Source organism: Rhizobium sp. X9, from assembly GCF_018873185.1.
GTDB classification, from domain to species: domain Bacteria; phylum Pseudomonadota; class Alphaproteobacteria; order Rhizobiales; family Rhizobiaceae; genus Agrobacterium; species Agrobacterium oryzihabitans.
The window spans coordinates 1,621,047-1,645,628 of sequence record NZ_CP071311.1; the positions used below are offsets into that span (position 1 = coordinate 1,621,047).

At 57.2% G+C, this 24,582-nt stretch carries 21 protein-coding genes and 2 pseudogenes; 13 read left to right on the forward strand and 10 right to left on the reverse strand.

What is annotated here, in order from left to right:
* Positions 1 to 98: 98 nt before the first annotated feature.
* Together JZY08_RS07965 and JZY08_RS07970 are read right to left on the reverse strand one after the other, a co-directional pair.
* Complete coding sequence (locus tag JZY08_RS07965; protein WP_003495465.1) at positions 99 to 5,645, reverse strand: DUF3320 domain-containing protein; 5,547 nt, start codon at positions 5,643 to 5,645, stop codon at positions 99 to 101.
* A gap of 186 nt (positions 5,646 to 5,831) precedes the next feature.
* On the reverse strand, positions 5,832 to 6,032 hold the full coding sequence (locus JZY08_RS07970; RefSeq protein WP_035224282.1) for a hypothetical protein: 201 nt from the start codon (positions 6,030 to 6,032) through the stop codon (positions 5,832 to 5,834).
* Between the two features lie 114 nt (positions 6,033 to 6,146).
* Here JZY08_RS07970 and JZY08_RS07975 point away from each other — a divergent pair, with 114 nt between their 5' ends.
* Entirely contained in the window at positions 6,147 to 6,722 is a 576-nt protein-coding gene (locus JZY08_RS07975; protein ID WP_139009075.1) for a type II toxin-antitoxin system VapC family toxin, read from the forward strand.
* On the opposite strand, the gene JZY08_RS07980 is transcribed toward JZY08_RS07975, so the two are convergent.
* Both JZY08_RS07980 and JZY08_RS07985 read right to left on the reverse strand, forming a co-directional pair.
* Positions 6,678 to 8,651, reverse strand: a complete 1,974-nt coding sequence (locus JZY08_RS07980) for an AAA family ATPase (protein ID WP_003495461.1) — start codon at positions 8,649 to 8,651, stop codon at positions 6,678 to 6,680. The genes JZY08_RS07975 and JZY08_RS07980 overlap by 45 nt on opposite strands.
* Positions 8,652 to 8,695: 44 nt before the next feature.
* Positions 8,696 to 9,313, reverse strand: coding sequence for a hypothetical protein (locus tag JZY08_RS07985; RefSeq protein WP_035242405.1), 618 nt, complete (start codon positions 9,311 to 9,313; stop codon positions 8,696 to 8,698).
* Positions 9,314 to 9,545: 232 nt separating this feature from the next.
* Here JZY08_RS07985 and JZY08_RS07990 point away from each other — a divergent pair, with 232 nt between their 5' ends.
* The 8 genes and pseudogenes from JZY08_RS07990 to istB all read left to right on the forward strand — a co-directional run bounded on the left by JZY08_RS07990 (position 9,546) and on the right by istB (position 16,320).
* The gene (locus tag JZY08_RS07990; RefSeq protein WP_035242404.1) at positions 9,546 to 9,899 is read left to right on the forward strand and encodes a helix-turn-helix transcriptional regulator; all 354 of its coding nucleotides are present in this window, start codon (positions 9,546 to 9,548) and stop codon (positions 9,897 to 9,899) included.
* Positions 9,896 to 10,336, forward strand: coding sequence for an arsenic resistance N-acetyltransferase ArsN2 (arsN2, locus tag JZY08_RS07995; protein ID WP_035242403.1), 441 nt, complete (start codon positions 9,896 to 9,898; stop codon positions 10,334 to 10,336). The genes JZY08_RS07990 and arsN2 overlap by 4 nt, the downstream gene beginning before the upstream one ends.
* Positions 10,337 to 10,351: 15 nt before the next feature.
* Complete coding sequence (locus tag JZY08_RS08000) at positions 10,352 to 10,879, forward strand: arsenate reductase ArsC (protein ID WP_003495457.1); 528 nt, start codon at positions 10,352 to 10,354, stop codon at positions 10,877 to 10,879.
* Position 10,880: 1 nt separating this feature from the next.
* On the forward strand, positions 10,881 to 11,939 hold the full coding sequence (arsB, locus tag JZY08_RS08005; RefSeq protein ID WP_003495455.1) for an ACR3 family arsenite efflux transporter: 1,059 nt from the start codon (positions 10,881 to 10,883) through the stop codon (positions 11,937 to 11,939).
* Positions 11,940 to 11,941: 2 nt separating this feature from the next.
* Positions 11,942 to 12,364 (forward strand): arsenate reductase (glutaredoxin), encoded by a 423-nt coding sequence (gene arsC, locus JZY08_RS08010; protein WP_003495454.1) that lies wholly within the window; start codon positions 11,942 to 11,944, stop codon positions 12,362 to 12,364.
* Positions 12,357 to 13,067 carry an arsenical resistance protein ArsH gene (arsH, locus tag JZY08_RS08015; RefSeq protein WP_035242401.1) on the forward strand — a complete coding sequence of 237 codons (711 nt, stop codon included), beginning with the start codon at positions 12,357 to 12,359 and terminating at the stop codon, positions 13,065 to 13,067. Before arsC ends, arsH begins: the two co-directional genes overlap by 8 nt.
* An 846-nt stretch (positions 13,068 to 13,913) precedes the next feature.
* A pseudogene (gene istA / locus JZY08_RS08020) lies at positions 13,914 to 15,473 on the forward strand (IS21 family transposase).
* The gene (gene istB, locus JZY08_RS08025; protein WP_246669768.1) at positions 15,415 to 16,320 is read left to right on the forward strand and encodes an IS21-like element helper ATPase IstB; all 906 of its coding nucleotides are present in this window, start codon (positions 15,415 to 15,417) and stop codon (positions 16,318 to 16,320) included. The pseudogene istA and the gene istB overlap by 59 nt, the downstream one beginning before the upstream one ends.
* A gap of 132 nt (positions 16,321 to 16,452) precedes the next feature.
* On the opposite strand, the gene JZY08_RS08030 is transcribed toward istB, so the two are convergent.
* Positions 16,453 to 17,619 (reverse strand): IS110 family transposase, encoded by a 1,167-nt coding sequence (locus JZY08_RS08030; RefSeq protein WP_072495381.1) that lies wholly within the window; start codon positions 17,617 to 17,619, stop codon positions 16,453 to 16,455.
* A gap of 209 nt (positions 17,620 to 17,828) precedes the next feature.
* Between JZY08_RS08030 and JZY08_RS27550 the strand changes: the two are divergent.
* Positions 17,829 to 18,013: pseudogene (locus JZY08_RS27550) on the forward strand (arsenical resistance protein ArsH); the annotation flags it as partial.
* 105 nt (positions 18,014 to 18,118) lie between these two features.
* Here the strand turns inward: JZY08_RS27550 and arsK are convergent.
* Both arsK and JZY08_RS08040 read right to left on the reverse strand, forming a co-directional pair.
* On the reverse strand, positions 18,119 to 19,321 hold the full coding sequence (arsK, locus tag JZY08_RS08035) for an arsenite efflux MFS transporter ArsK (RefSeq protein WP_003495449.1): 1,203 nt from the start codon (positions 19,319 to 19,321) through the stop codon (positions 18,119 to 18,121).
* Between the two features lie 19 nt (positions 19,322 to 19,340).
* Entirely contained in the window at positions 19,341 to 19,682 is a 342-nt protein-coding gene (locus JZY08_RS08040) for a helix-turn-helix transcriptional regulator (RefSeq protein ID WP_035242396.1), read from the reverse strand.
* Positions 19,683 to 19,725: 43 nt separating this feature from the next.
* Here JZY08_RS08040 and JZY08_RS08045 point away from each other — a divergent pair, with 43 nt between their 5' ends.
* Complete coding sequence (locus JZY08_RS08045) at positions 19,726 to 20,250, forward strand: DUF6428 family protein (RefSeq protein ID WP_035242394.1); 525 nt, start codon at positions 19,726 to 19,728, stop codon at positions 20,248 to 20,250.
* Between the two features lie 93 nt (positions 20,251 to 20,343).
* Here JZY08_RS08045 and JZY08_RS08050 read toward each other — a convergent pair whose 3' ends face one another.
* Genes JZY08_RS08050 through JZY08_RS08060 form a run of 3 tightly spaced genes read right to left on the reverse strand, consistent with a single transcriptional unit; the run spans position 20,344 to position 23,319 of the window.
* The gene (locus tag JZY08_RS08050; RefSeq protein ID WP_216329871.1) at positions 20,344 to 22,104 is read right to left on the reverse strand and encodes a DUF2326 domain-containing protein; all 1,761 of its coding nucleotides are present in this window, start codon (positions 22,102 to 22,104) and stop codon (positions 20,344 to 20,346) included.
* Positions 22,101 to 22,352: an ABC-three component system middle component 6 gene (locus JZY08_RS08055; RefSeq protein ID WP_035242392.1), complete on the reverse strand. Its 252-nt coding sequence runs from the start codon at positions 22,350 to 22,352 to the stop codon at positions 22,101 to 22,103. Before JZY08_RS08055 ends, JZY08_RS08050 begins: the two co-directional genes overlap by 4 nt.
* Positions 22,336 to 23,319 (reverse strand): ABC-three component system protein, encoded by a 984-nt coding sequence (locus tag JZY08_RS08060; protein ID WP_139009073.1) that lies wholly within the window; start codon positions 23,317 to 23,319, stop codon positions 22,336 to 22,338. Before JZY08_RS08060 ends, JZY08_RS08055 begins: the two co-directional genes overlap by 17 nt.
* Before the next feature lie 382 nt (positions 23,320 to 23,701).
* On the opposite strand from JZY08_RS08060, the gene JZY08_RS08065 reads away from it, so the two are divergent.
* Together JZY08_RS08065 and JZY08_RS08070 are read left to right on the forward strand one after the other, a co-directional pair.
* Entirely contained in the window at positions 23,702 to 23,881 is a 180-nt protein-coding gene (locus JZY08_RS08065; RefSeq protein ID WP_035242391.1) for a hypothetical protein, read from the forward strand.
* A 37-nt stretch (positions 23,882 to 23,918) separates the two neighbouring features.
* A complete protein-coding gene (locus JZY08_RS08070; protein ID WP_003495439.1) occupies positions 23,919 to 24,557 on the forward strand; it encodes a hypothetical protein in 639 nt (212 codons plus the stop codon).
* The last annotated feature ends 25 nt before the right edge of the window (positions 24,558 to 24,582 follow it).

Consider the following 24,582-nt stretch of genomic DNA (forward strand, 5'->3'; position numbering starts at 1 on the left):
GGGCCGGGCAAAGCCACACGTTGGCGGGATATGGTCGCCGAGACGCCCACTCCTGAGGAATAATGGGCGATTAGAAACGCATAGACCTCTTTCAGTTCCTAGACGGTCACCAACATTCCATCGCGAACTTCTAGCTCGCCTCGTGTAACGAGGACCTCGATACGCCCGCGAATGATTTCCCTGAGTTGAGCGCTCGTTGCCTTGAAGCCGAGCCCACGAGCAACAGCATTGATTGCCTGCTCCTCCGTACCACCAAGACTTTGATCAATGATTGTCTTGAGGCCATGGTCGATCTCCATAGGGGGAAGCAACTCGAGCCGACGGAGGCTAGGAGAGGATGCCGAGCTGCGATCGCGCAGTCTGATTTCGGAATCGGGTTCAAGAAGAAACTGACCAGATCGAACGACTTCTCTACGGTCGACTAAAAGCTTGATAGCTTGATTAACGTGCGCTTCAATCCGCCCACCCGCACGCTGTAGACCCCACGCGGTCCGAATACGGGTGATGACTTCACCACTGTGAATAGGGCTCTCCGTTTTAACCGCGCTCTTCACCAGCGAACCAATCACTGACAAAGAGGCTTCATGCAGTTCCGACGACGTATTTACGTACAAAGAGGCTTCTTCATAGGGTATGTTGACGTCAACGCCCGACCCCACCTCCTGCAGCCCTATTTCAGTAACGTCCGCTCGATCAATTGTAACGACCTCAACAGGTACAGCACGCTTCCTCGCTGCTGGACCGTTACCTCCCGCAATAGCGTCGGTTTTTGCTCGCTCTATCGTTTCAATAAGCCGTTCGAGTTCCGCCTTAGGTCGCTGGAACCAATCGGAACTCCAGATACGGTGAATATTCCAACCGTGGTCCTCAAGCACCGCCTGACGTAGGCGGTCACGCTCGCGGGCCGATCGCGCGCTGTGATACGACGCACCGTCGCACTCGATTCCCACAAGGTAGCGACCCGGCACCTGATCATCTGCAACCGCCAAATCGATGAAGAACCCGGCGATGCCGACTTGTGGATGGACCTGATAACCCCGGTCCTGAAGTGCCACCATGACCTGCTCTTCAAACACGCTATCCATTCCTCGATCAGCCCGGGCAGCCATTGAGAGCCGTCCCGTACGCGCATAGTGGAGGAACAGCTTGAATGCAAAGACACCTTTGCCCTTGCCGCGCTCGAGATCGATATCCTCGTCCGTAATCGAGGCGTAGACCTCACAGCGCTGCTTTGCACGACTGATGAGCACGTTGAGCCGGCGTTCTCCGCCCTCTGCGCCAAGCGGACCGAAGCGCATACTCATGTAGCCTTGGGCATTCTTCGCGTAAGCCACCGAGATTAGTATGACGTCACGCTCGTCGCCCTGCACGTTTTCGAGGTTCTTGACGAAGAAAGGTTCCGTCGGATGCGAGTGAAAGAAGGGTTCCGTTTCCGGATTGAGACGACGAAGGAGTTCCAGTTGGTCCTGGATTTCTCGACGCTGCTTTATCGAGAATGCGGCTACGCCTAACGAGAGATGTGGCGTCTCGAGCGCATGCCTGATGATAGCTTCGGCAACCACCTTTGCCTCAACTTTGTTCACGCTGTCCTCGAACACACCGCCTGGGACGTGGTGAAAGCGTAGCCCCATACCGGCCTCCGCCGTATAAGGGCTGGGTACGATGAAAAGCTTGTTCTCATAGAACTGACTGTTCGACACTGCGATCAGCGATTGGTGGCGGCTACGGTAGTGCCACCGCAGCATACGGCTCGGAAGACCTCGCGCGGAGAACAGCCCGAGGATGCTTTCGATATCCGACACCTTCGCGCCGTCATCTTCGTCATCCTGTTCCGATCCGTCGGATGTCATTTTCGAGAAGAACATCGTTGGCGGAAGCTGACGCTCGTCGCCGACGACCACAACCTGTTTTGCACGTGCGACCGCGCCTAATGCATCAACGGGCTGTATCTGACTGGCTTCGTCCATCACGAGAAGATCGAACTCAATGACCCCAGGGGGGAGGAACTGAGCAATAGAAAGTGGGCTCATCATAAAGACGGGCTTGAGCGCCTGAATTGCGGGAGACGCCCGCTGCATCAGTTGCCGGATCGGCATATAGTTTCGACGGCGGGCCATTTCGCTACGTAGGACGCCTACCGGGCCAATACCACTGACAGAAGGAATCTTGCGGTGGTGAGCGCGGACGACCTCCAGCTTCGAGTGCTTCATACGGCCGAGATCAAGGTTGGCAAAATCGGCGACAAGGCGATTGTGTACTTCACCGTCGAACCGCGCGAGTTCCGGGGTCCTGTCGTGCTGGTCCCTCAGCAACGCCTCGTAGTAAGCCATTTCGAAATACGGAATGACGTTCGCCGTTGTTAGACGTCCATCCTCGAGGCGAGCAACGATCTCCGCAACACCGGCCTCTGCAGCCTCCTTTGCTCGACCATTAAAAGCTGCAAACTTCGAGAGTTGCTCCTCGTTGGCGATCCACTCACCCAACTTCCGGATCATTTCATCAAGTGAGGCATCAGCCGCCACGCCCACGCCGAACAGCGTCTCGGTATCCGATTTCAGAAACGCCAGGAGTTCCGTCATCCGATCGAGGAACTCTCTTCCGAGGGCGTACGCTTCTTTGGCATGACCGTAAATCGCAACCGGGTCGTCGATACGAGACGCAAGCTTGCGAATGTCAGCGTTTGAGGTCGACCAAGCGTAGATTTGAGAGAGCTTCGGCCAGTTTGACGTAGCTCCTGACCAAAGCGAGCCGAACGCAGCGACGCCAATGACACCGCTGGTTTCCAGCGTTTGCTTGCAACGCTGCGCCGTCGCGAGAGTCCCGAGGGCTTTCACTCGGGCTGCGGCGTTAGTAAGCGGCACATGAAGCAAGTCGGAAAACGCCGCATCCGCATGCGTCAGATCGGTAATTGCAGGCGCAGTTTGGAGCAAAGATATCTCGTCGACGTCCAACGAACCGCCGAAAAATTCGGCATTACCCGACCCCATGTCTGTCCAAAGGGAAAGAAGTGCTCGACGGGTTTCATCAAGCAAAGCCCGGACCTGCTCACAGCGAGACGCCACCGCTGATTTATCTGTCAGCCTACCCGCAATCGCCCGAGCTTCCGATCCTACACCTCGCAGGCTCCTCATCCAAAGGACCAGGCTCTCAAGTGGACGTGGATCAGATTTCTCGCCACGCCAGTCAGCTCCGAATGCCGAGCGTCCAAGACCGTCACCCTCTCTGATCGTATTGCGGGCATCTTTGCCCTTCTGAAGGAGATCGAGAATGTGGACGGTTTCTGCGGGCGGCGTCTCCGGCATCACAGTTTTTAGCAGCGCCTTCGCTCTTCTCCAATCGCCGCTGAGGAATTTGAGGAAGCGATCCCCGTGCATTGCCACGGCCGTGCGGGTAACAATCAAATCCATATCCCAGGCTTGGTCGGCGATTTTCCCCACCAGTTCCGTTCGGATTTTGCGGTACGTTGCTACCGCCTCAGCGAGATCACCCGCCTGTTCCAATCCTCGTTCCCAAATTGCTGCAACGAACGCGTCTGGGCTGACATCAGGCGCGTCGGCAACGCGTTCACCGATCGTAACCAACCGGGAAATTGATCCGAGAGTCGGTGATGCCTTTACCCCAAGCGTCGTTCCCAGCGACATCGAGGCGCTCAAAAAGCGCGGGATTAACCCATTTAACTGTGCAATCGTCGCAAAGCCTGATTGCGGAAAATCCGAAGGTAGACGCCGGAATATGCCAATTAGTGAAGCCGGATCAGCATCCCAGGCGATTGCAACCATCGTTTTATCAACGTCCGCGGCGAGCCGGCTATATTCAGCACCGTCTTTGATCAGCCGATCTACGTCGGGCAACGCATCTAACCATACGCCATTTCCAAGCGCCTCGTAATCCGCGCCCTCAGGTCTCGTTGCCAGGCGTTCAGCAACCTTCACGCTCGCAGCGAATGCCGTGAAGGTTTTCGAAGGTTCAGTTTCCAGCGCATCCGTGACTGATCTCATTCCGTCGCTTACACGCTCGGAAAAAGCTTTGGCGTCATTTAATCTCACGACCAGTCGTTCGAGATCGAGAGGGGTAATTCCTGTAAGGCCGACACCATGCCAAGGATGTGTGGCAGGAAGCCCGATATCATCGATGCGCTGTGCGAGTTCACTCAATAACGCGACAACCCGGTCGCGATAGTCAGGCGTCCAGCTGACTGCATCTGTAAGCTCAATGTCCGATGGGGGCATTCCGATCCGTCGCAACCGCGACAAATGTCCAATCACCTGAAACGGCGTCATACCGTACGGTTGGTACTTTTCGTGAAGACGCGCGGGGTGACTATTCAGGTTATCACGCGCATCAACCAGACTCCTGTTCAGCGCATCCGCAGACTCACCCCTCGGGGCACCCAGTTCCCAGGTGTGCTGAAGCTCCATTAGAAGGGCACGCTTGTTCGCCTTGTTCGAATGCAACTCGAGGCAGGCGTCTCCCACTCCGGCGTTATCAAGGCGACGTTTGACAACTTCAAGGGCTGCCATCTTTTCGGCCACGAAGAGGACAGTCTTACCATCTGCCACCGCAGCGGCGATAATGTTTGCAATGGTCTGGGACTTCCCTGTTCCCGGAGGCCCCTGAATAACGAGGTCGCGTCCCCTTCTGACTTCATGGATCGCCGCTGTCTGTGAACTGTCTGCATCGACAATGTGCGTCATCTCACTCGGAGATATATGCGTATCGATGTTTGCGTCCTCGGACAACAGTTCCTCGCTCGTGGTGAAACCGTTTGAAACAAGGGACGTAATAAGTGGGCGATCGGTAAACTTGGCGTTCTGCGGCCAGAGGCTTGGGTCGAGGTCCCTGTACATCAGAAATTTTGCGAACGAAAAGAAACCAAGGACGATGTCGTCAGGCTGAACAGACCAATTTGGCTTGATAGAGATCGCCGCAGCCACCTGCGCGGCATAATCTTCAAACGAAAACTGATCGGTCGCGTCGAACGTCGGCATCGTGATCTTGTGGACGCGATCAAGAAAACCCTCGAGCGACAAGTTGGAGGCGTAGTCCTCCTGTCGCGCTTTCAGTTTGAAACGCTCGGCTGCACTACCACGCTCCAGCATAACCGGCACAAGAATAAGAGGGGCATATCTGATATTCTCGGCATTGTTCGGATCAATCCATTTCAACGTACCGAGGCCGAGATAGAGGATGTTAACCCCCTGCTCCTCTTCGAGGGTCCGTGCGTCAAAATAGAGATCAAGCAGACGCTTCTGAAGCGCGTTCGGGGTCATCCGCGTCTGTAGTTTCGTATCACCATGCCTTACGAGACGACCGTTCTCATCACGGTCATCGTCCTCTGGTAGCGCGAGCTCGATCAGGTCTTCCGACCCCTCGCCGCTTTTGGAATCGCGGCCTTTTGCGCCTGCGAGGAAGGTCATCGCTTTGCCTTCGCTCACAAGAATACGGAAGACCTCAGAGGAACGCTCGTCGACGATATCGACGGTCTTCGCGCTTTTTGAGAACCGGGGGACATTCAGCAGGCGATTACGAGCCGAAAAATCAAGCAGTTCGGTTCGCGCCCGCTCGATCTTGGCCTCTACGGAAAGCGAGCTCTGGAAAACCGAGTTCTCAGCGTTCAGGTCTGTGTCAGAAATCAAATTTGTCATGGCATGCCCCCTGCTTCCAGTGAGAATGCACAATCAAATTAGAACGTCTAGTAGCAACACCGAAAAGACGATAACAACTTGCAGTATCCCTCCGACTTTTTCACAGCATGTCAGTGACTGCCGGCGGAGGAGGCATGAAGGTCCAATGGCCCGAAAATCTTTATATGTGAGTATCCTCTGGTTGGACTAAGCTTGAGGCGCGATGTCCTCCGGCTTGAGCGGGCCTTCCTTATCCAAGATATCGTCTAGGGATTTCCGCCCTGTTTGTCTGAACGACACTTCGAACTTGCCATCGGGGACAATGATATATTGCGACGACGTCCGTGCCGCTTCCAGAAGGCTCGGCAGGTCGGCAGATGCTTCATCGATCGTCCAGGTTCGTGACATCGTCACCGTCTCTCCAATTTTCGAATTATGACTTCTATACTTCGACGTTTACGGAAAACCGGCACATGCCGGCTACGACCTTTGGTGATTCCGTTTACGTCCGAGGGTTTCGAAATGGCAGGCCCCATTTTTTTGCTGGATACGAACATCCTGAGCAATGCCGGTTTGCAACGACCTCCGCCAGGGTTGCGTGCCTGGATGAAAGCCATGGGAGCAGATTCACTCGCCATCTCGTTCCCCGCTATAGCAGAGTTGAGGCGGGGTGCCCATCTGGCCTTGAAACACGATCCACAAAAAGCGCAACGACTCCACAACTGGATTGATGACATCCTCTCCGTGGACTTCCAGTTCGCCGAACTCACAGCCAAAGCCGCCAATCTCTATGCCGAAATGACCACCGTCGGACCCCTCCGACACCTATATGTGCCAAGTCCAGAGCAGAAGAAGGATAAGATCGGACACGATCTCCTGTTCGCGGCTCTGTCGATCACCCATGAGATGCCGATCGCTTCCTTCAACGTGAAAGATTTCATCCTGATCGACAGGTACTTCCCGTTACCGGGCGTTTTTCACCCCGTTGAAGTTCAATGGCACGTTCCATGCCACGCTGTGATACCCAACGACGATTACGGAATGACGCCGCCTTCATTGCCCGAGTTCGTCTCTAGCGGTTTTGGCTTTATGAGGTAGACCGAAGCTCTCGCTCCTTTCTACGGCAGCTCTGACCACCGCGGCGGCCAAACTGCCCTCCCGCAGAAGACTGGCATGAAGATCGAGAAGGGCATCCCTATGTTCTTCGAGCAGGGATTTCGCGCGCCGAAACTCCGCCTGCAATGTCGCCTCGACTGATTTGCTGAGAGCCTTGCGGCGGTGACGGAATGCCGACAATTCACGTGGACTGTCGCCAGGTTCGACAGACAGGGTTTTACCAAGTCCCCACCTAGTTTCCATCATCGTCGCCAGATCAGTTGCACGGTTGAGGTCCGCCGATGGATCGCCACCAGCACCACTACCGAATTCCCCGAACAACACTTCTTCGGCTGCGATACCACCCAGAAGCGTGGCGATCTTGCTTCGAAAATACGTCGAAGTCTTTCGACTGAACAGCCGCTCCTCGAACGCCGTGTAACCCAGCGATCGTGATCGGCTATCAGTCTGAATGGCTTTCTCGATCGAGACCGACACCAACGGATCGGCCTCGAGCAGAACACCGAGAATAGCATGTCCGAGTTCATGGGCAGCGACGCAGCGCCGTACCGCCATAGGGATCGGCACAAGGGGCGGCAAGGCTGCGATGAGATCAGTAAGAATCATCTGTCGCTTCGCACGTCGCGCGTAGCGACGGGCGTCACGGACACACCGTTCGATGTCGGCACCAGACCAGCCGTCGCTTGCCGACACCACGTCGTCCAGCGCTTCGTCTGCAAGGTCTCCCCGGAGATAGAAACGGTAGATGTCATGGCGTGCCACTTCATCCGGGAGAGGAATCGAGAAATGGCGCTCCAGGCGTCCTGCTCGAAGAAGCGCCGGATCAATAATCTCCGGGTGGTTCGTCGCACCGATCACGATAACGCCTTCGTGTGACTGTGCCCCGTCCAAAAGTTCCAGAAGGGCGTTGATGACCTGACGATGGTAGTTGTCGTTGCTACTGCCTGTTCTGTCGTCGCGGCTGGTGAAACTATCGAATTCATCAATCAGAAGGATCGACGGTGCCTGCCGCGCAGCCTCGGCAAACGCCTTGCGCATTGCCTTCAGCATATCGCCGAGGTGACCCGTCGCCTGCCATCTAGCTGCCGACCCGAGGATCAGGGGAACGTTACAGGTTCTTGCCACAGCTGCCGCGTAGGACGTCTTGCCCGATCCCGGAGGACCCGAAAGCAGGACGCCGCGATCGACATCGTCCCAGGCAAGTCTCCCGGCCTTCCATGCCGCCAAGTCCTCAGTGAGTTCGAGGCCCCATGTTTTAGCCTCGCCGTATCCGGATAGGTCTTGCAGGCTCGGCCCAGTCGACAAGGGTTCAGAGGGACGTTTTCCTTTCTCGATATGAGGATACCGATGGAGACGCCCGATGCTCACAGCCAGGGATCGTCCGCGCCGCCAACCGAGTTCGACCCGTTTGGGAGATTGCTTCGCCAAAAAATCGGCATCGGCATTCGTGATAGTCCCGAGCCTCATCCGCTGCGCCGCGATCCGATAATCGGTCGGAGCCGGCAGGGGCAAAGAGACCACGATATCAGCGACGATGCGGACCTCGTCAGACAGAAGCTCCTCGTCCGGGAGAAGAATGATCGCCCGCTTGAGTTCTCGAAGTTTTCTGAACGCCTGGAAATCGTCGGCAAGTTCGGTCTCTTCGCCGATGACGAGAACGTAGTTGTTGCCGTGTTCGCCACCAACCGGCACAGTCCCCTCAAGCAACCATTTCGCGGCCATCTTGTAGGCATGGATGTCTGCCTTCGGCGGCATGACGAAAACCGCGACGAACGACGATCGCCTTTTCAGGAACTGGCGGATCGATCTCGACATTGCGATGATGGCTAGATGGGTCGGCAGGGTAAGCTCGTACTTCGAGCTATGGAACGGATCGCGATTGGCGATCAGGTTATCGCTATAAGACTGCATGTATGCCTCGGAACACTGGGAATGATGATGACGATTACGGGCGGTCAGGTCCGTATCCGCCGCACCATTGTCTCGGGTCCGAGTAATTCCGTATCGAGATCGACTTCGACGAAACCGCGCAAGATCATCTGGGACAGTCCGGCAACCGGCTTGGTTTCGGTAAAAACTGTCAGGCATTCGGCGATCGTCAGATTGCCGTGCTCTTCCAAGACGGCGAGTAACCGCAAACGGTCACCGAGCGCTAGAACCGTACCGCCATACCGAAGCAGGTCTTTGGCATTCTGAAGACGCGGGCCATCGTAGACTTCATCGGTGATCAGACGTCGATATCTGACGCCATGGTTTTGGGCTGCGGCCTCAATCCTGCCTACGTCGACCAGCATCACCCTGTCGGACGCATCGACTAACAAGCGCCCGCCATCATCGTCGAGAATACCAAAATCAGGGACGTGGACGCCACCACCGTAATCGAGCGAGAGTGGCATGCAGTGCCATGACGTGATTGATGGGTTGACGTCAAACAGGCAGGCAGCATCACGCGCCGCCTGTGATCGGAAGACTGGGGGGCCATCGCATTTAACGGTGGCCATTGGATAGAGCGTACGGATGGAAGCGGAATGACGGCTTGCGCGGAGCGACTTCGCGCGCTGTGCGATACCCATTTTCTAAAACCTCAACAAAACACAGTTGCTCGTCGCCGCGAATGTCACGGCGGGCGGAGATCAACCTATTCGTATGAGGCGGGTAAGATTTTTCATGCGTGAACAATTAGAGAACATATTTGATAATGTCAACTTCCAGCAATGACTTAGGCGAAAATATAAGACGAAAGCACTTCAGAAGTCATAGTTTAAAGGCGTTGACAAAAATCCATATATCCAGCATTGTCGATATATGGAAAAAGATTCAGCAATTATGGCGCTCGCTGCCCTCGCACAATCCACCAGGATGGATACATTCCAGCTCCTTGTCAGGCATGAGCCAGATGGCGTACCGGCTGGCGAACTCGCACGACTTCTCGACATTCCGCAGAATACCATGTCCGCTCATCTCGCCACACTGACGCGAGCAGGCCTCGTGACAAATGAGAGGCAAAGCCGCTCGATCATCTATCGAGCCGATCTGGAGGGGCTACGTAATCTGACTCTCTTCCTTTTGAAAGATTGCTGCGGCGGCTCTGCCGAACTCTGCGCGCCGCTGATCGCCGAACTCACGCCCTGCTGCACTCCCGGGGTGCAAGTATCATGAATGATATTAGACTCGAACCAGTCTTGGGAGGCGACGCTGGACTGAAGCTAGCGTTGTCAGCTTCCGGTCTTCCAACGGAAGACCTCGAAGACGCTGAGTGCTCGTTTTTCAGGGCGGTTACTTCCGATGGCGGCACGGTTGGTTATGCTGGCATAGAGGCGTGCGGCGGCGACGTGCTTCTCAGATCGATAGTCATCTTGCCTGAGCATCGCGGCAAGGCACTTGGAAAAGCGCTGACCAAGGAGACGCTGAGGTCCGCCAATGTAAGCTCGGCAGTCTTCCTCGCTACGACGACGGCTGCTCAGTTCTTCGAAAACCTTGGCTTCGTAGTGGTACAGCGCTCCGACGTGCCAGCCGCCGTTCTAGCAACCCGTCAGCTCTCGGGCATTTGCCCGGCATCGGCCACGATTATGAAACTCGACAGACCTTCGACCTAACCACGGAAAACGACCATGACCGACAAGGCTTACAACGTGCTCTTCTTGTGCACGGGCAACTCCGCACGTTCTATTCTCGCCGAATCCATCCTCAACAAGGAGGGCGGCGGACGCTTCCAGGCGTTTTCCGCAGGCAGCCAGCCCAAGGGCGAAGTCAATCCACATGCCCTGAAGGAACTGGACGTCCTCGGCTATCCGGCGACTGGCTTCTCGTCGAAGAGCTGGGACGTTTTCGCACAGCCGGGCGCGCCCGAAATGGACTTCATCTTTACCGTCTGTGACAGCGCGCACGGCGAGGCTTGCCCGGTCTGGATCGGACATCCGATGACTGCACATTGGGGTGTCGAAGACCCCGCAGCCGTCGAGGGTTCCGAAGTCGAAATCCAGCGGGCGTTTGCACAGGCCGCGCGCTTCCTCAAGAACCGCATCATGGCCTTCATCAATCTGCCTCTGGCTTCCATCGATCGCCTGGCGCTCGAGCAGCACGTCCGCCGGATCGGTTCGCTCGAAGGCGCTTCCGCCAAGTCCGCAAAGGCCGAATGAGATGTCCACCTTCGAACGCTATCTGACCATCTGGGTGTTCCTCTGCATCGTCGTTGGCGTCGCCCTCGGCCATCTGATGCCCGATGTATTCCAGATCATTGGTGCGGCTGAGGTCGCGAAGGTGAACCTGCCCGTCGCCATCCTGATCTGGCTAATGATCATCCCAATGCTCATCAAGATCGATTTCCGCTCGCTGGTGCAGGTGGGCACGTATTGGCGCGGCATCGGTGTAACCCTGTTCATCAACTGGGCCATCAAACCGTTCTCCATGGCGCTGCTGGGATGGCTGTTCATCGGATGGCTCTTCCGTCCGTATCTACCGGCCGACCAGATCGACTCCTATATCGCTGGCCTGATCATCCTCGCGGCCGCCCCCTGTACCGCGATGGTGTTCGTCTGGAGCAATCTGACGCGCGGCGAGCCACTGTTCACGCTCTCCCAGGTCGCGCTCAACGATGCGATCATGGTCGTCGCCTTCGCACCGATCGTCGGGTTGCTGCTTGGGCTATCCGCGATCACCGTACCGTGGGACACGCTCGTTCTGTCGGTCGTCCTCTATATCGTGGTCCCGGTCATCATCGCCCAGGTCCTGAGAGGGCGGTTGACCGCCGACGGCACGACGACGGCGCTGGACGCAATGCTGGCGAAGCTGCAGCCGCTTTCTCTCGTCGCATTGCTCGCGACGCTCGTCCTCCTCTTCGGCTTCCAGGGCGAGCAGATCATCGCCCAGCCCACGATCATTGCGCTGCTGGCCGTCCCCATCCTGATCCAGGTCTATTTCAACTCGGGGCTGGCCTATCTCCTGAACCGGATGTCGGGCGAGCGCCATTGCGTCGCCGGGCCTTCGGCACTGATCGGGGCAAGCAATTTCTTCGAACTCGCGGTCGCGGCCGCCATCAGCCTGTTCGGCTTCCAGTCCGGCGCGGCGTTGGCGACCGTCGTCGGGGTGCTCATCGAGGTTCCCGTGATGCTCACGGTCGTCTGGGCCGTCAACCGCACCAAGGGCTGGTACGAGGCAGCACCCGCCGTCTCCCGGAACACCATTACCGAAAGGACATGACAATGGACGCCACCATCTATCACAATCCCGCCTGCGGTACGTCCCGCAACACGCTGGAGATGATCCGCGCAGCCGGGATCGAACCGACCGTCATCGAGTACCTCCAGTCCCCGCCGTCGCGTGACGAGTTGGCAAGGATGATCTCCGATGCCGGATTGTCTGTCCGTCAGGCGATCCGCGAGAAGGGCACGCCCTACGGCGAGCTGGGCCTCGATGATCCGAAGCTGACGGACGACCTGTTGCTCGACGCGATGTTGAAGGACCCGATCCTCATCAACCGTCCGTTCGTCGTCACGCCGCTCGGCACCAGGCTTGCACGCCCCTCGGAGGTCGTGCTCGACATCCTGCCGGGTGCCTTCAAGGGGGCCTTCTTCAAGGAAGACGGCGAGCAGGTCCTCGACCAGGAGGGAAAGCGCATTGTCTGAGACCTTTCCCGCTTTACAGGAACGGCACCTTCGTCAGCCTGACCTCAACGCGTTGCGTCCAGCGTTTTCGACGCACAAGCCGCGCATCCTGATCCTCTACGGCTCGCTCCGGGAGGTTTCCTACAGCCGCCTGTTGGCGCACGAAGCCAGACGTCTGCTCGAGCGCTTGGGGTGCGAGGTGCGCATGTTCGATCCGAGGGGGCTACCGCTTCCCGACGAGGCTCCGGCAAGCCATCCGAAGGTGCAGGAGCTGCGCGACCTGTCGCAATGGTCTGAGGGTCAGGTGTGGGTCAGCCCCGAGCGCCATGGTGCGATGACGGGCATCATGAAGGCCCAGATCGACTGGATTCCCCTGTCGCTCGGATCGGTTCGGCCGACACAAGGCAAGACGCTGGCGATCATGGAGGTCTCCGGTGGCAGCCAGTCCTTCAATGCTCTGAACCAGATGCGCGTCCTCGGCCGCTGGATGCGGATGATCACGATCCCCAACCAGTCGTCGGTCGCCAAGGCATACCAGGAGTTCGACGCCGACGGCCGGATGAAACCGTCGTCCTACTACGACCGCGTTGTCGACGTCTGCGAGGAGCTGGTGAAGTTCACGCTGCTAACACGGGATGGCTCGGCCTATCTGACGGACCGCTACAGCGAGCGGAAGGAGCAATCGGTCGAACTTGAAAAGCGGGTTGCCCTGAAGTCCATCTGAAGCCCTTCTATCGTAGGAGCGCAACGTGCGAATGTGGTGATCCTGCCGGCTTGGTAAGCAGGTGAACGACCAAGTTTATCGGCTTCTCAACTCCGTGGACCAAAGCCAATGTACCCGTTGCGCCGACGGAACGTGCACGTCACCCTGTAGAGGAGGATATGGGGGCGATATGCACGATTTCACCGATACGCAGGGTAATCCAGTGGATTTTATGCTGAGGGCGATGGCCCTCAGCGAGGAATGTGGCAACGTTCGCACGCTGGTCACCCAGATAAATCGTAACCATGCGACCATCATAACTACCGCGACTCAAGACCAATTAGAAACCTATCGTACACTACTCAGTCGAGCAGAGGCAGCCTCCGAGGCTGAAAGGATATATGGCTCCGGTAGTCAATTAAAACTCTCACATCCCCACATCAGGCAACTAATCATGAGTGGCCTCCTTGACGTACGCCAGACTATGGATTCCGACGTCCCCGCGCTGAATCTGGCTACGTGAGCGAAGCCGACGCGGTTTTCTGAATTATGGGCTTTGCCTCGCTATTGAACCTATAGTCTTCGTCGGCAGCTCCGATGGCTGCTTCTGGGGACGGGTAAATGCCAGGCAGCATGCCGAACGGCCCAAGGACGACAACACTCATATGGCCGCTGGAATATCGACGGGCGAATAACCTATAGCCTGGAGGCCCTCCAGGCGCAGGAATCCAGCTGAACGATTCCACGGGAACTGTGATTAGGCATGGAATAAGGACCCCGCACATGGGGTGATCGGCGTCCAAACGGGACCCCCATCTGCAATGGGGTTACAACAGCCTCCGGTTTCATCGGAGGCTTTTTGTTCGGATGCTTATTGTGGAAACAATTCTGAAGATACGGCGGCTAGCCCATGTTCAGGGCAAGTCGATCAAGGCGATCTGCCGGGAGTTGGGCATATCGCGGAAAGTGGTGCGGAAGGTTTTGCGCACCGATGAGACGGAGTTCAAATACGAACGGACCCGTCAACCTCAGCCGAAGCTCGGCCCCTGGCGCGGTCAGCTCGATGGAATGCTCCTCGCCAATGAGGCCAAATCTTCTCGCGAACGGCTGACACTGATCCGGATATTCGAGGACTTGCGCGACCTCGGCTACGAGGGCGGTTACGACACAGTCCGGCGTTACGCCCGAACATGGGCGAAGGAGCGCGGGTCCGTGACGGCGCAAGCCTATGTGCCGCTCTATTACGCGCCGGGCGAGGCCTACCAGTTCGACTGGAGCCACGAGATTGTCGTGCTGAACGGCGTGACGACGACGGTGAAGGTTGCGCATATCCGGCTCTGCCACAGCCGGATGATGTATGTGAGAGCCTATCCGCGCGAGACGCAAGAGATGGTCTTCGACGCCCATGACAGGGCGTTCGCTTTCTTCGGCGGGGCCTGCACGCGCGGCATCTATGATAATATGAAGACCGCGGTGGAGACGGTCTTCGTCGGCAAGGAACGGCAATACAATCGCCGCTTCCTACAGATGTGCAGCCATTACCTGATCGAACCGGTGGCCTGCACGCCGGCGTCGGGGTGGGAGAAAGGCCAGGTCGAGAACCAGGTCAATCTGGTGCGCGAACGCTTCTTCACGCCGCGACTGCGCTTCAAATCCTACGATGAACTGAATGGCTGGTTGCTGGACAAGTGCATCAGTTACGCCCGCGCTCATAAGCACGTCGATCAGACGGAGCGCACGATCTGGGAGGTGTTCGATGCGGAGCGGCCGCACCTGGTCGGCTATCCCGGCAAATTCGACGGCTTCCACGCTGTGCAGGCCTCGATCGGCAAGACCTGCCTCGTGCGTTTCGACAACAACAAATACTCGGTACTGTCTACGGCAGTCGGCCGCCCTGCCGAGATACATGCCTATGCAGATCGCATCGTCATCCGGCAGGATGGCGTGGAAATCGGCCAACACGATCGCTGCTTCGGCCGTGGCGAGACGATCTATAATCCCTGGCATTACGTGCCGGTCCTGACCCGCAAACCGGGAGCACTGCGCAACGGTGCGCCGTTCCACGACTGGGTTTTGCCCGCCGCCATGGAGAAGGTGCGCCGCCGGCTGAAGGCAATGCATGACGGCGACCGGCAGATGGTGTCGATCCTCGAATGCGTGGGCCTGGACGGGCTCCCCGCCGTCGAAGCGGCCTGCCAGGAGGCGATCGATCAGGGCGTGTTCTCGGCCGCCGTCATCATCAACATTCTGGCCCGCAAGCGTGATCCGCAGCCGGCCGCCATCCTTTCCATCCCCGATGCGCTTCGCCTGACCCATGAGCCTCTGGCCGACTGCGCCCGTTACGACAGCCTGAGGAGGGCAAGCTGATATGGAACGATCCCAAATCCTCGACATGATGGGCACGCTGAAGCTGTTCGGCATGCGTAGCGCCTATGACGAGATCATGGCCTCCGGCATCAAGCGACAGCACGAACCGCCGCGCATCGTCGGTGACCTGCTTCAGTCGGAGATCGCCGAGAAGCAAGCGCGCTCCATCAAATACCAAATCACCGTCGCCAAACTGCCGCTGGCCAAGGACATCGACGACTTCGACTTCACCGACACGCCGGTCAACGAAGGCCTGGTGCGCCAACTCGCAACCGGGGCCTTCCTCGCCGAGCAGCACAATATCGTTCTGGTCGGCGGAACCGGCACGGGAAAGTCTCACCTGTCCATCGCCCTTGCTCGTGCTCTGATCCGCAATGGCGCACGCGGCCGCTTCTTCAACGTCGTCGACCTCGTCAATCGGCTCGAGACGGAGGCACGTAGCGGCAAACAGGGACGGCTGGCCGACTTCATCACCAGGCTCGACTTCGTCATCATGGACGAACTGGGCTATCTCCCATTTGCCCAGGCGGGCGGCCAGCTCCTCTTCCACCTCATCAGCAGGCTCTACGAGCGGACGTCCATCATCGTCACGACGAACCTGGCCTTCGGCGAGTGGCCGGCCGTATTCGGCGACGCCAAGATGACCGCCGCTCTGCTCGACAGGCTCACCCACCATTGCGAGATCGTGGAAACCGGGAACGAATCCTGGCGCTTTAAAAACCGCTCTCAAAGCTCACATGAGGATTTCGTCGTCAAGATCAATCATCGTTTCATAGCGTGCCCCTTCGATTTCGTATCGAACCCATGGTCTGAGCCACCTTGCTTGACGCGGCACGTTTCCTTCACCGGTTCAAACTCACATACGGTCGCCGTTTTGTCCGGCAGCACCATTATCCCGCTTGCGTAGCGGCAAGGCTCAGGAGAACGGGACCAATCTAAAGCGCGGCATTTGAAGCCCGACTTCGAGGCGGTTCGCTCACCTGGATCCGCCAGGAGTGATCAGTCCTGGAAGATTGTGTGTTCGGCAATTTTTTGGTTGTCAGGCGGTCTTCATGACAGCCCCCTCGATGAGAACACCCGCAGTGACAAATTTCCACAGTGCGATAAGGAGTTTGCGCGCCAAGGCAACTATCGCGGCTTTCTTTAAGCGTCCACCATTCGACTGAACCCGATCCACAAACCAACGGCTGAGCGCTGATGCTGGCTGATTGCGTAGCCACAGCCACGATAGTTGGATCATCGTAGTGCGCAGCCGAGGGTTCCCTGCCTTTGAGACACCCTGCTCGTGGTCGATGGTCCCGCTCATCCATGGGGTTGGTGTCAAACCGGCATAGGCGGCAATCTGCCGCCTATTATCAAAATGCCGGGACAGGGCTTCGGTCCAAAGAACGGCGGCAAATTCAGCGCCAACACCCTTCAAGGACAGCAGCATCGCTGCGGGCGAGGTTGCCTCAACCGCTGGCTGGTCCTCCATCGATAGAAGAGAATTACGCTCGCTCTCCACTGCAGCGATCTGCTCTAGCAGCAACTCGAGACGGTCGAGTTCCCGATTGATTTGAGCCTTCAAGTGTTTCGGTAACTCACGCCCATCTCCAGTCTGAAGCTCCTCCAGCCGCTGACGGCGATCTTTACGGAGCGGCTGATAGCCGCTGACGCCTTGAGTAAAGAGTAGCCCCTTCACGCGATTGACATGCCTGACCCGCTCAGCAATCAAAACTTTGCGTTCCCGGCAAATCCGACGCCGATCTTCGTCACTCGGATCTGGCGCTCTGACCATCGCACATACGCGTGGCTCGCCGCGCTTGAACGCGAGCAATGTGCGCGTCAGAGCCTCTCCATCGATCTTGTCGGTCTTAGCACGCCGACGTCGACGGGAAGTCGCGATCGAAGCTGCGTCGACGACGTAACTCTCGATGCCGTGAGCCTCCAGCACGCGGTGTATCCAGAAGCCGTCCAATCCTGCCTCCTGGATCGTTACGATGGGAAATAATTTCCCTGTTCTCAATCGCGCCTTCTGCTGTAGCTGCTCAAATCGTTCCAGCAACTCGGCTACATTGCCACCGGCCACTACATGCTTCGACATCTTCTCGCCGCTGCCTGGCGACAACGAAGTGATCAACCAGGTCGATCGGCTCAGTTCCAATGACACAAAAATTGCGCCAAGATCGATGCGGACAGCGGTCGGTTGAATGGATGCAGGTTCCATAAACTGCTCCTCCTGAGCGAGTGTTTAGATGCAACCTCACTCTGCCAGAGCGGCGGCCGCTGTTCACTCCTCATGGGATCTAAAGCCGAAAAGACAAACAACCCGCGCCCGCAGGCCCTTGCGCTAAATGGAGAGCCCCGGGCCTACGCGCGCTGACCCGATGCAACTAGAGGCAGGGGTCCCTTTTGGGAGCCGATAAGGGGTCCCGTTACGACGCCGATTGACATTTGACGAAACCATCGGCGCGTTACGACCGTGTCGTCGATATCTGCGAAGAACTCGTGAAGTTCATCCTGCTGACGAGGGATTCTTCCGCATGCCTAACTGACCGCTACAACGGGTGGAAGAGCATGTGGCCAAACTTGAAATGCGGGTCCACCTCAAGTTGATCTGACGAGAAACGTCGTCGGCTGTGACGCCAGAGATGAACGATCGACGGCAACAAGATCATTGCGAGCCGGGAATAGCTGCGATCCGGTGACCTACGAACATTCCTCCGTCATCCAGCAACGCGTTCGCGACGCACCGATGTGGCGACAGCGCCGAACGCCAGGATTCCGAACGTACCCAACGCCGCGATGACGAAAAGGGAAATGGTTGTCCCGAAGTGGTTCATGGCGGCTGCGAACGCAAACGGGGCAGTCGCGCCAGTCGCCAACCTTGCCGCCGCCATCTTGCCCGTGATCGCGCCGTAGCCGGCAGACCCGAAGAGATAGAGCGGCAGGCTTCCCTGAGCGATGCTGTTGATCCCTGATCCAAGGCCCAGACAGATGGCGAAAGCCACCGCGCCGGGCAACCAGTCACCCGACATCCCGAGTATCACCGCGCCCGCGACCATGAGCGCCGCGGAGACAATCGCCAGAGCGGGCGGCGACAGGTGCTTTCCGAAGACCATGTTGATCAGACGGCTCATGACCTGTGCTGGACCGAACAGGGAGCCGATCACGACCGCCGCGCTGCCGAGTCCGATCGCGCCGAGCATAGGCACCATATGGGCGAGGATCGCGGCCAGGGAGAAACCCGAGAGCGAGAAGGCAAGAGAGACCAGCAGCATGCCACGGCGGCGCGCCTGGGGTTCGAGAGCGGCGGCGACGACCTCGCGGGTTCTTGTCCCGTCGAGTTTGGAAACACGCCTTCCGTCACGCCTGATCCAGTAGTGCAGTGGCATGCAGACGATAAGGTTCAGAGCGGCGAACACCAGATAGATTTCCCGCCAGGACAAGTATCCGGACAGTGTCGCCGCGATCGGCCAGAAAATGGTGGAGGCAAAGCCGCCGATGAGTGTCAGATAGGTGATGCTGCGTGACGCCGTCCGGGGTTCGCTTTCGACGAGCGTCGCAAAGGCTGCCTGATACTGGACCATCCCGGAGGACACCTCCAGTAGGACGATCGCAAGAGCGAAGAGCGATACGGACGGCGACCATGCACACAGCGCCAGAGTGAACGCCGCAAGGGCCGATCCCAGCGTCATCACGGTCGCAGCGCCGATCCCGTCCATGTGCCTGCCGATGAACGGAGCAGACAGGCCACCGATGAACAGCGAGACCGAGAAGATGGCGAAGACCCGCTCCACGCTGATGCCGAAATCCTTGGCCATTCCGGGGGCGAGGATGCTGAAGGAATAGTAGAGAGTGCCGTAGCCGATGATCTGCGTGACACCGAGAGCGGAGACGATGCCCGCTGGAACCTTGGTCGAATGCAATGACGTATTCCTTGACAACCTATGCTTCGTTTGAACAGCAACTGGCGGATCGCTCGACGGACCCACGAATGCCGGGATGTCCCGCGCAGCAGTCTTCCATCAGGAACGTCACGAGGTCGGCCAGTGTGTCGTAGCTTGCGCTGTAGAGGATCGAACGCGACTCCCGGCGCTGGACGATGAGACCGGAGCGCTCGAGTTCCTTGAGATGGAACGAGACATTCGATGGCGAGACTCCCATTCGTTCGGCAATAGCGCCGGCGGCTAGACCTTCAGGGCCGGCGACGACCAGGGTCCTCACGATGGAGAGACGGGTTTCCTGTGCGAGTGCGGCGAACGAGGAGAGGGCTTGACGATCATCCATATTTCAATAATCCTTGAATTGTTGAAATCGAGGATATCCACAAATGAGCACGATCGACAATAGCCATTTCGACAAAACCGACATTTCGCTCGGGGAATTACTCGGCAGAGCGGCAGAGACACCGGACCTGCCATTGGTCTTCCTGTACGATGGCAAAACCGTGAAACCTGGCTATCACGTGACCGAGGTCAAAGCTGGCCAGTTCTCCGCGCTCGACTGCGGGGCCAATCCGGAAGCCTGGGCAGAAATCTTCGTACAGCTATGGGACGTCGAGGACGGCGAGCGGACCCACATGACGGCCGGGAAGTTCTCGGCCATCATCAGCAAGGTTTCCGAACACGTCCGTCTCGACGGCTCCGTCAAGCTGACCTTCGAGGTGAGCGACGGCATCCAACCTATGCAACTATTCTGCGCCGACGAACCTGTGGAGGCCGACGGCGTCCTCACTATCTCGCTAGTCCCGAGGCCTGCGAGTTGCAAACCGCGTGACCGCTGGGTGGCCGAGGAGACCGCGAGAACAACCGTCTGCTGTGGCACCGCAACCGTTACCCAATGCTGTTCACAATGAGGGTGCCATCGGAGACTGGCAATGTCATTGGTATCGGCGAATAGGCTCCGCATTCGCCAGCGCACTTACTCCCAAGCGCGAGGCAGACCGTTTTTATGCGAACCTGAAGCCGAACAATCCTCCGCGATCGGTGTCGTCCAACCTGATGTCCATAATCTTTGACTTTACGTCGAAGTCGTCGTCGAAAGGCAGGCGATCAAACATGTCGGTGTTGAGCATGACTATGTACTGGCCACCGACCTCGTCAACGAGACCAGCCCCAAGTTGGATGGCAGTGGCGATCTGTCTGCTATCTACAGGATCGAAGAGGTGGCTATCGTGGATGAGGAAACCTGGACCGCCGAGGCGTGCCGTTGTGAGTTTATAGAGCGCGTAGTCGAAACAGAAGATTTCCATGTTGGCGATACCGCCGCTCCGGGAGCCATCGATATTCACCCTGAAATGAGGTCCATTCACAGTAGCCTGAACCTCGAACGACGCCCCTCTGTCGGCGTAAAGGGCCTTCTTTGCCTCCATTACGGCCAGCACCATGGCGCTCACGGTTGCTTCACGGGTTCGCAGATCATTCTGCAGGCGGGCCAAAAGGTTACTCTCCTGGATTTTCCTCGCTGCGCGGCCGGCCTCAACCTCAAGAGCTTCTTCATACTGAGTCTGGAGTCGAGCATGTTTTTCGGACTTCTCGGCAGCTACCTTCTGCATGGCGGCCAGATCGCTGAACGCTCCCTTTCCCTTGAGGTCACGAAGGATTTCATCCCTACGCGCACGGGCAGTATTCATCTCGACGGTTACCGTGGAGATACGCCGACGGATCGCATCCAACTGAGAGGACAGGTGGAAGCGCCGATTGTCCGCCACCGACTGATGGAAATCGGCGATGTCCTCGAAGGATTTCACCACACTACCCGGCAGCTCCGTGCCTGCCGCTCGATACAACGCCGCGACTGCCTCGCCGTCCCCGGGTTTTTCCGCTTCAAGACTTTCCTCGATAAAATCCAGAGAACTCTTGAGCGAGGCGGCTTCGACGCTGAGTTTTTCGAGCAAGTTTTTAGCTTGGGATGCCTCCGCGATCATTTCCTCGTAGTGTTCCGCAACCTGGAAGGAGGCAATCCGCGCTCGTTGGACTTCGGCTTCGTGCGCTGCAAGTGTCATCGCTGATTGGATTGCCGATGACGTGTCCAGATTTTCGGAACGTCGCGCCTTTATCCTCTTCCTCTGAGCAGCAAGATCGCGCTTTTCCCCGCGCTCCAGTTCAAAATCACGAGCGAGAAGCCAATCCAGGCCAAGTAGATAGGAGAGAGCAATCTGCGCACTGCCATCGGTCTGGTTTTTGGCAGCGAATTTCTCTGGATATTGAAAGCCAATGTCGTCGCGACGCCTGGCAAAGTATGGAAACATCGATCGGAAGGTGGGCGCATGCGGCAGGTTGAAAGGAGTCCCGACAGTGTTCGCGGGGAGACCGAAAACGATATGACCCAACCAGTCACACCATGCTTGGTTTGTTGCCGTCGCATTACCTAGCAGATCACCCTCGTAGATCAGACCTCGCATATCATTCGCAACGACCTGAACGTTCTTGGGATCGGAAACTCGCCGTTCGACGCGAAATGTTATCCCATTGATGTCAAATTCGCCCCAGAACGAGTGTTCGTGCAGTGCTTGGGCCTTGACCACGGAGTTGCGGATTGAGCCGCCGAGGAGAAAATGGATCAGTTCCAGGACGCTAGATTTCCCTGAACTGTTGCGGGTCTTAGTCTCTTCCGAATTTGTCTCCTGCTCGGCGAGGAGGATGTTCAGGCCCTTGTGAAAATTGAGAGTTTTGAACCCCTCGATCGAACTGCCTAGAGCGATAATCATTGCTTGGCCCCAGACACAATCGCCAGAAGTCCGTTGCGCATATCGAGCGTGCCGATAGCATACAGGAGGGTTATGGCGAGCAAAAACCAATCATACGTCAGGGGCGCGGCATGAGGTGTTCTCGACGCGGTGACGCGTTCCCAAACTTCGCTGACTGATCGCGGCGTTTCAGTAAGGACTTTGATGATCTCAGCTCCGACGACGATCAATGAACGATCCGCGGTAAGATATTTAGTCGGCAAGATCATAAATTTCGTCCTGATTGGCTTCCTGCCGAGTTTCTTCAAAAATGACGCACGATTCAAAAAGGTCCGCGAGAATTGTCATAGCTGCAAATTCCCTTAGATCGTCGTCGAGATTTCTGACGTTTCCGGCCAACAATGCTTTCATGGTGTTTAGAATTTGACTCGATGTCATCCCCTCATGCTTCAATTCTTCGTACCGGAGACGAAAAAAAGAAGGGAGCAACAAACTTTGCTTTTCTCCACCGAGGCGACGCATAACCGCTCTCGAAATTGGGGAGAACATCAGAAAATATTCAAATTGATACGTCCAATGTCTGGAGATGTTGTTCAGCGTGAGCTTATCTCGTGGCACCCGGGAACGACTTGTGTAGGTCTCCATAATCGGCTTGATTTCCTCCATCAACGCCGAAATGAGGTTGTTAACCGCGGCAGGAAGGCGGGCCAGCATCAAATCATCTTGAGCACGCACGCCGAGAACCGCAGCGCGATCCTCCTCGGTCATTTTTTTCAGCAGTTGTCGAAAGCTATGCAAGCCGAAGAACCCGGCTTCAACATTGATCTTTGTCGCACGCGTCTTGATCTGTTCGAGAGTGTCTACTAGAGGCCGAGAAACGCCATCAACCAGATTGTGGGCGAAAAACCACCTCTCCATCGAGGGAGTGGTATCACACGCGCGATTGAAGTCTGCGGTCATTTTTTTGCAGACCCGGGCGGCATTGATAACATGACCGTTTTCAGCACCATAACACTGGAAAACGTCGTTCCCAAGTGCACCATCCATGCCCCCGTCGCCCTGTGAGCCGTGGGGTTTGACAGGGGTGAAACCATCCCCGTGCACTCGTAGCATGAAGTCATTGAACAGCGCTTGAAATCCGTCGCCGTGGCTCATCCTAAGCTTTGCGCCGAGTAGGAATTCCCAATATCCGCCCTTATCTACCTCCATAATCCAAGACCCCGAATCGTCACCCATAACTGTGACCATAGGTTGTCAGGGAATGGTTTGCACATCGTTATCGAGGTGAAACAAGGTCAAATAAGAGCTGGACGCGCTTGTGCCTTGTCGGAGGAATCGGTGAAAGTGGCCGACAAGTCCCTCTAAGAGATTAAAAATGAAGATTTCTTTGCAGGCTCCCATTAACCAAGATCAACGATGTGCACCAATCCGGGGCACAAATTGCCCCGATCCAGCTCTGATACTCTATGCAGTGCCGAAAAAATCGGTATTGGGAAATCGCTGACCAAGGAGCCAGGCATGAACGAGATAGGCATACGAGCAAAGTGACCATTCGGGCGGATCATCCCGTCTGGAAGCACCGTATGTCGTCATCGTGTTCAAGCCTAAGGAGGGCTTCATGCATTTTGCACGTCAGGTTTCCAAACACATCGCGCTTCATAAGGCAGGTCTCGGCTTCCTGAGCATGCCTCCAATCCAGCCTCGCACCTTCGGTTATGCCAACCGCAAGGCGGAGAACGGCACGTCCAATTCCGGGGACTCTGGTATAACGCGGCATCGTCGTAGCAACGACGACTGAAACCAAGTTCTGGAACGAGCCGGTAGCCGAACGTGCGGTGCGCAAACCTCCGGCTACGCACGCCAAGACGCTGCGCGGTTTCTCGATCTTCAAGGAAACGGTCGTCTATCACGAGAGCGATCTCGAACGCCGCGTCTCGAAGGTCCTCCAGCTCCGCAAGGACGTGAAGGCTATCTACTCGCAATTCCCGGTGCTGCTGTATCGCGATGCCGACGGAGTATGGCGCGAGCATATCTGTGACTTCTGCGTGGTTTTCGACGACGGCGAGATTGTAGCCGTCGCGGTGAAACACGCCCGCAAGTCGGAGGTGATGGCGGACCTGCTGAAGCGTATCAAGGCGGAAGGCTTCCTCCGGAAGAACCGGAACGGATCGACGACGCCTGGCGCGGTCCACGACATCCGTCTCATGACCGAACGGGAGGCGACATACGGTGCTTATGAAAACGCCGAACGCATCCTGCGCGCCCGTCGAATGCGTGTCGACGCCGAATACGACCGAGCTTTTGAAGCCGTCCAGAAGTTTCATGGCCCCTTTCGCTTCGGTGAACTTCTCCGTGGGTGCGAGAACCGGGCGGCTCGTCGCACGGCACTCCTGTTGCTGATCGATGAGTGTGTCCTTCTGACGGAGACACCCGGCCGGATCGACGATCTGACCATGCTGATGGTCCGCCGATAACCCCAACCCATCACCCCGACTTCCG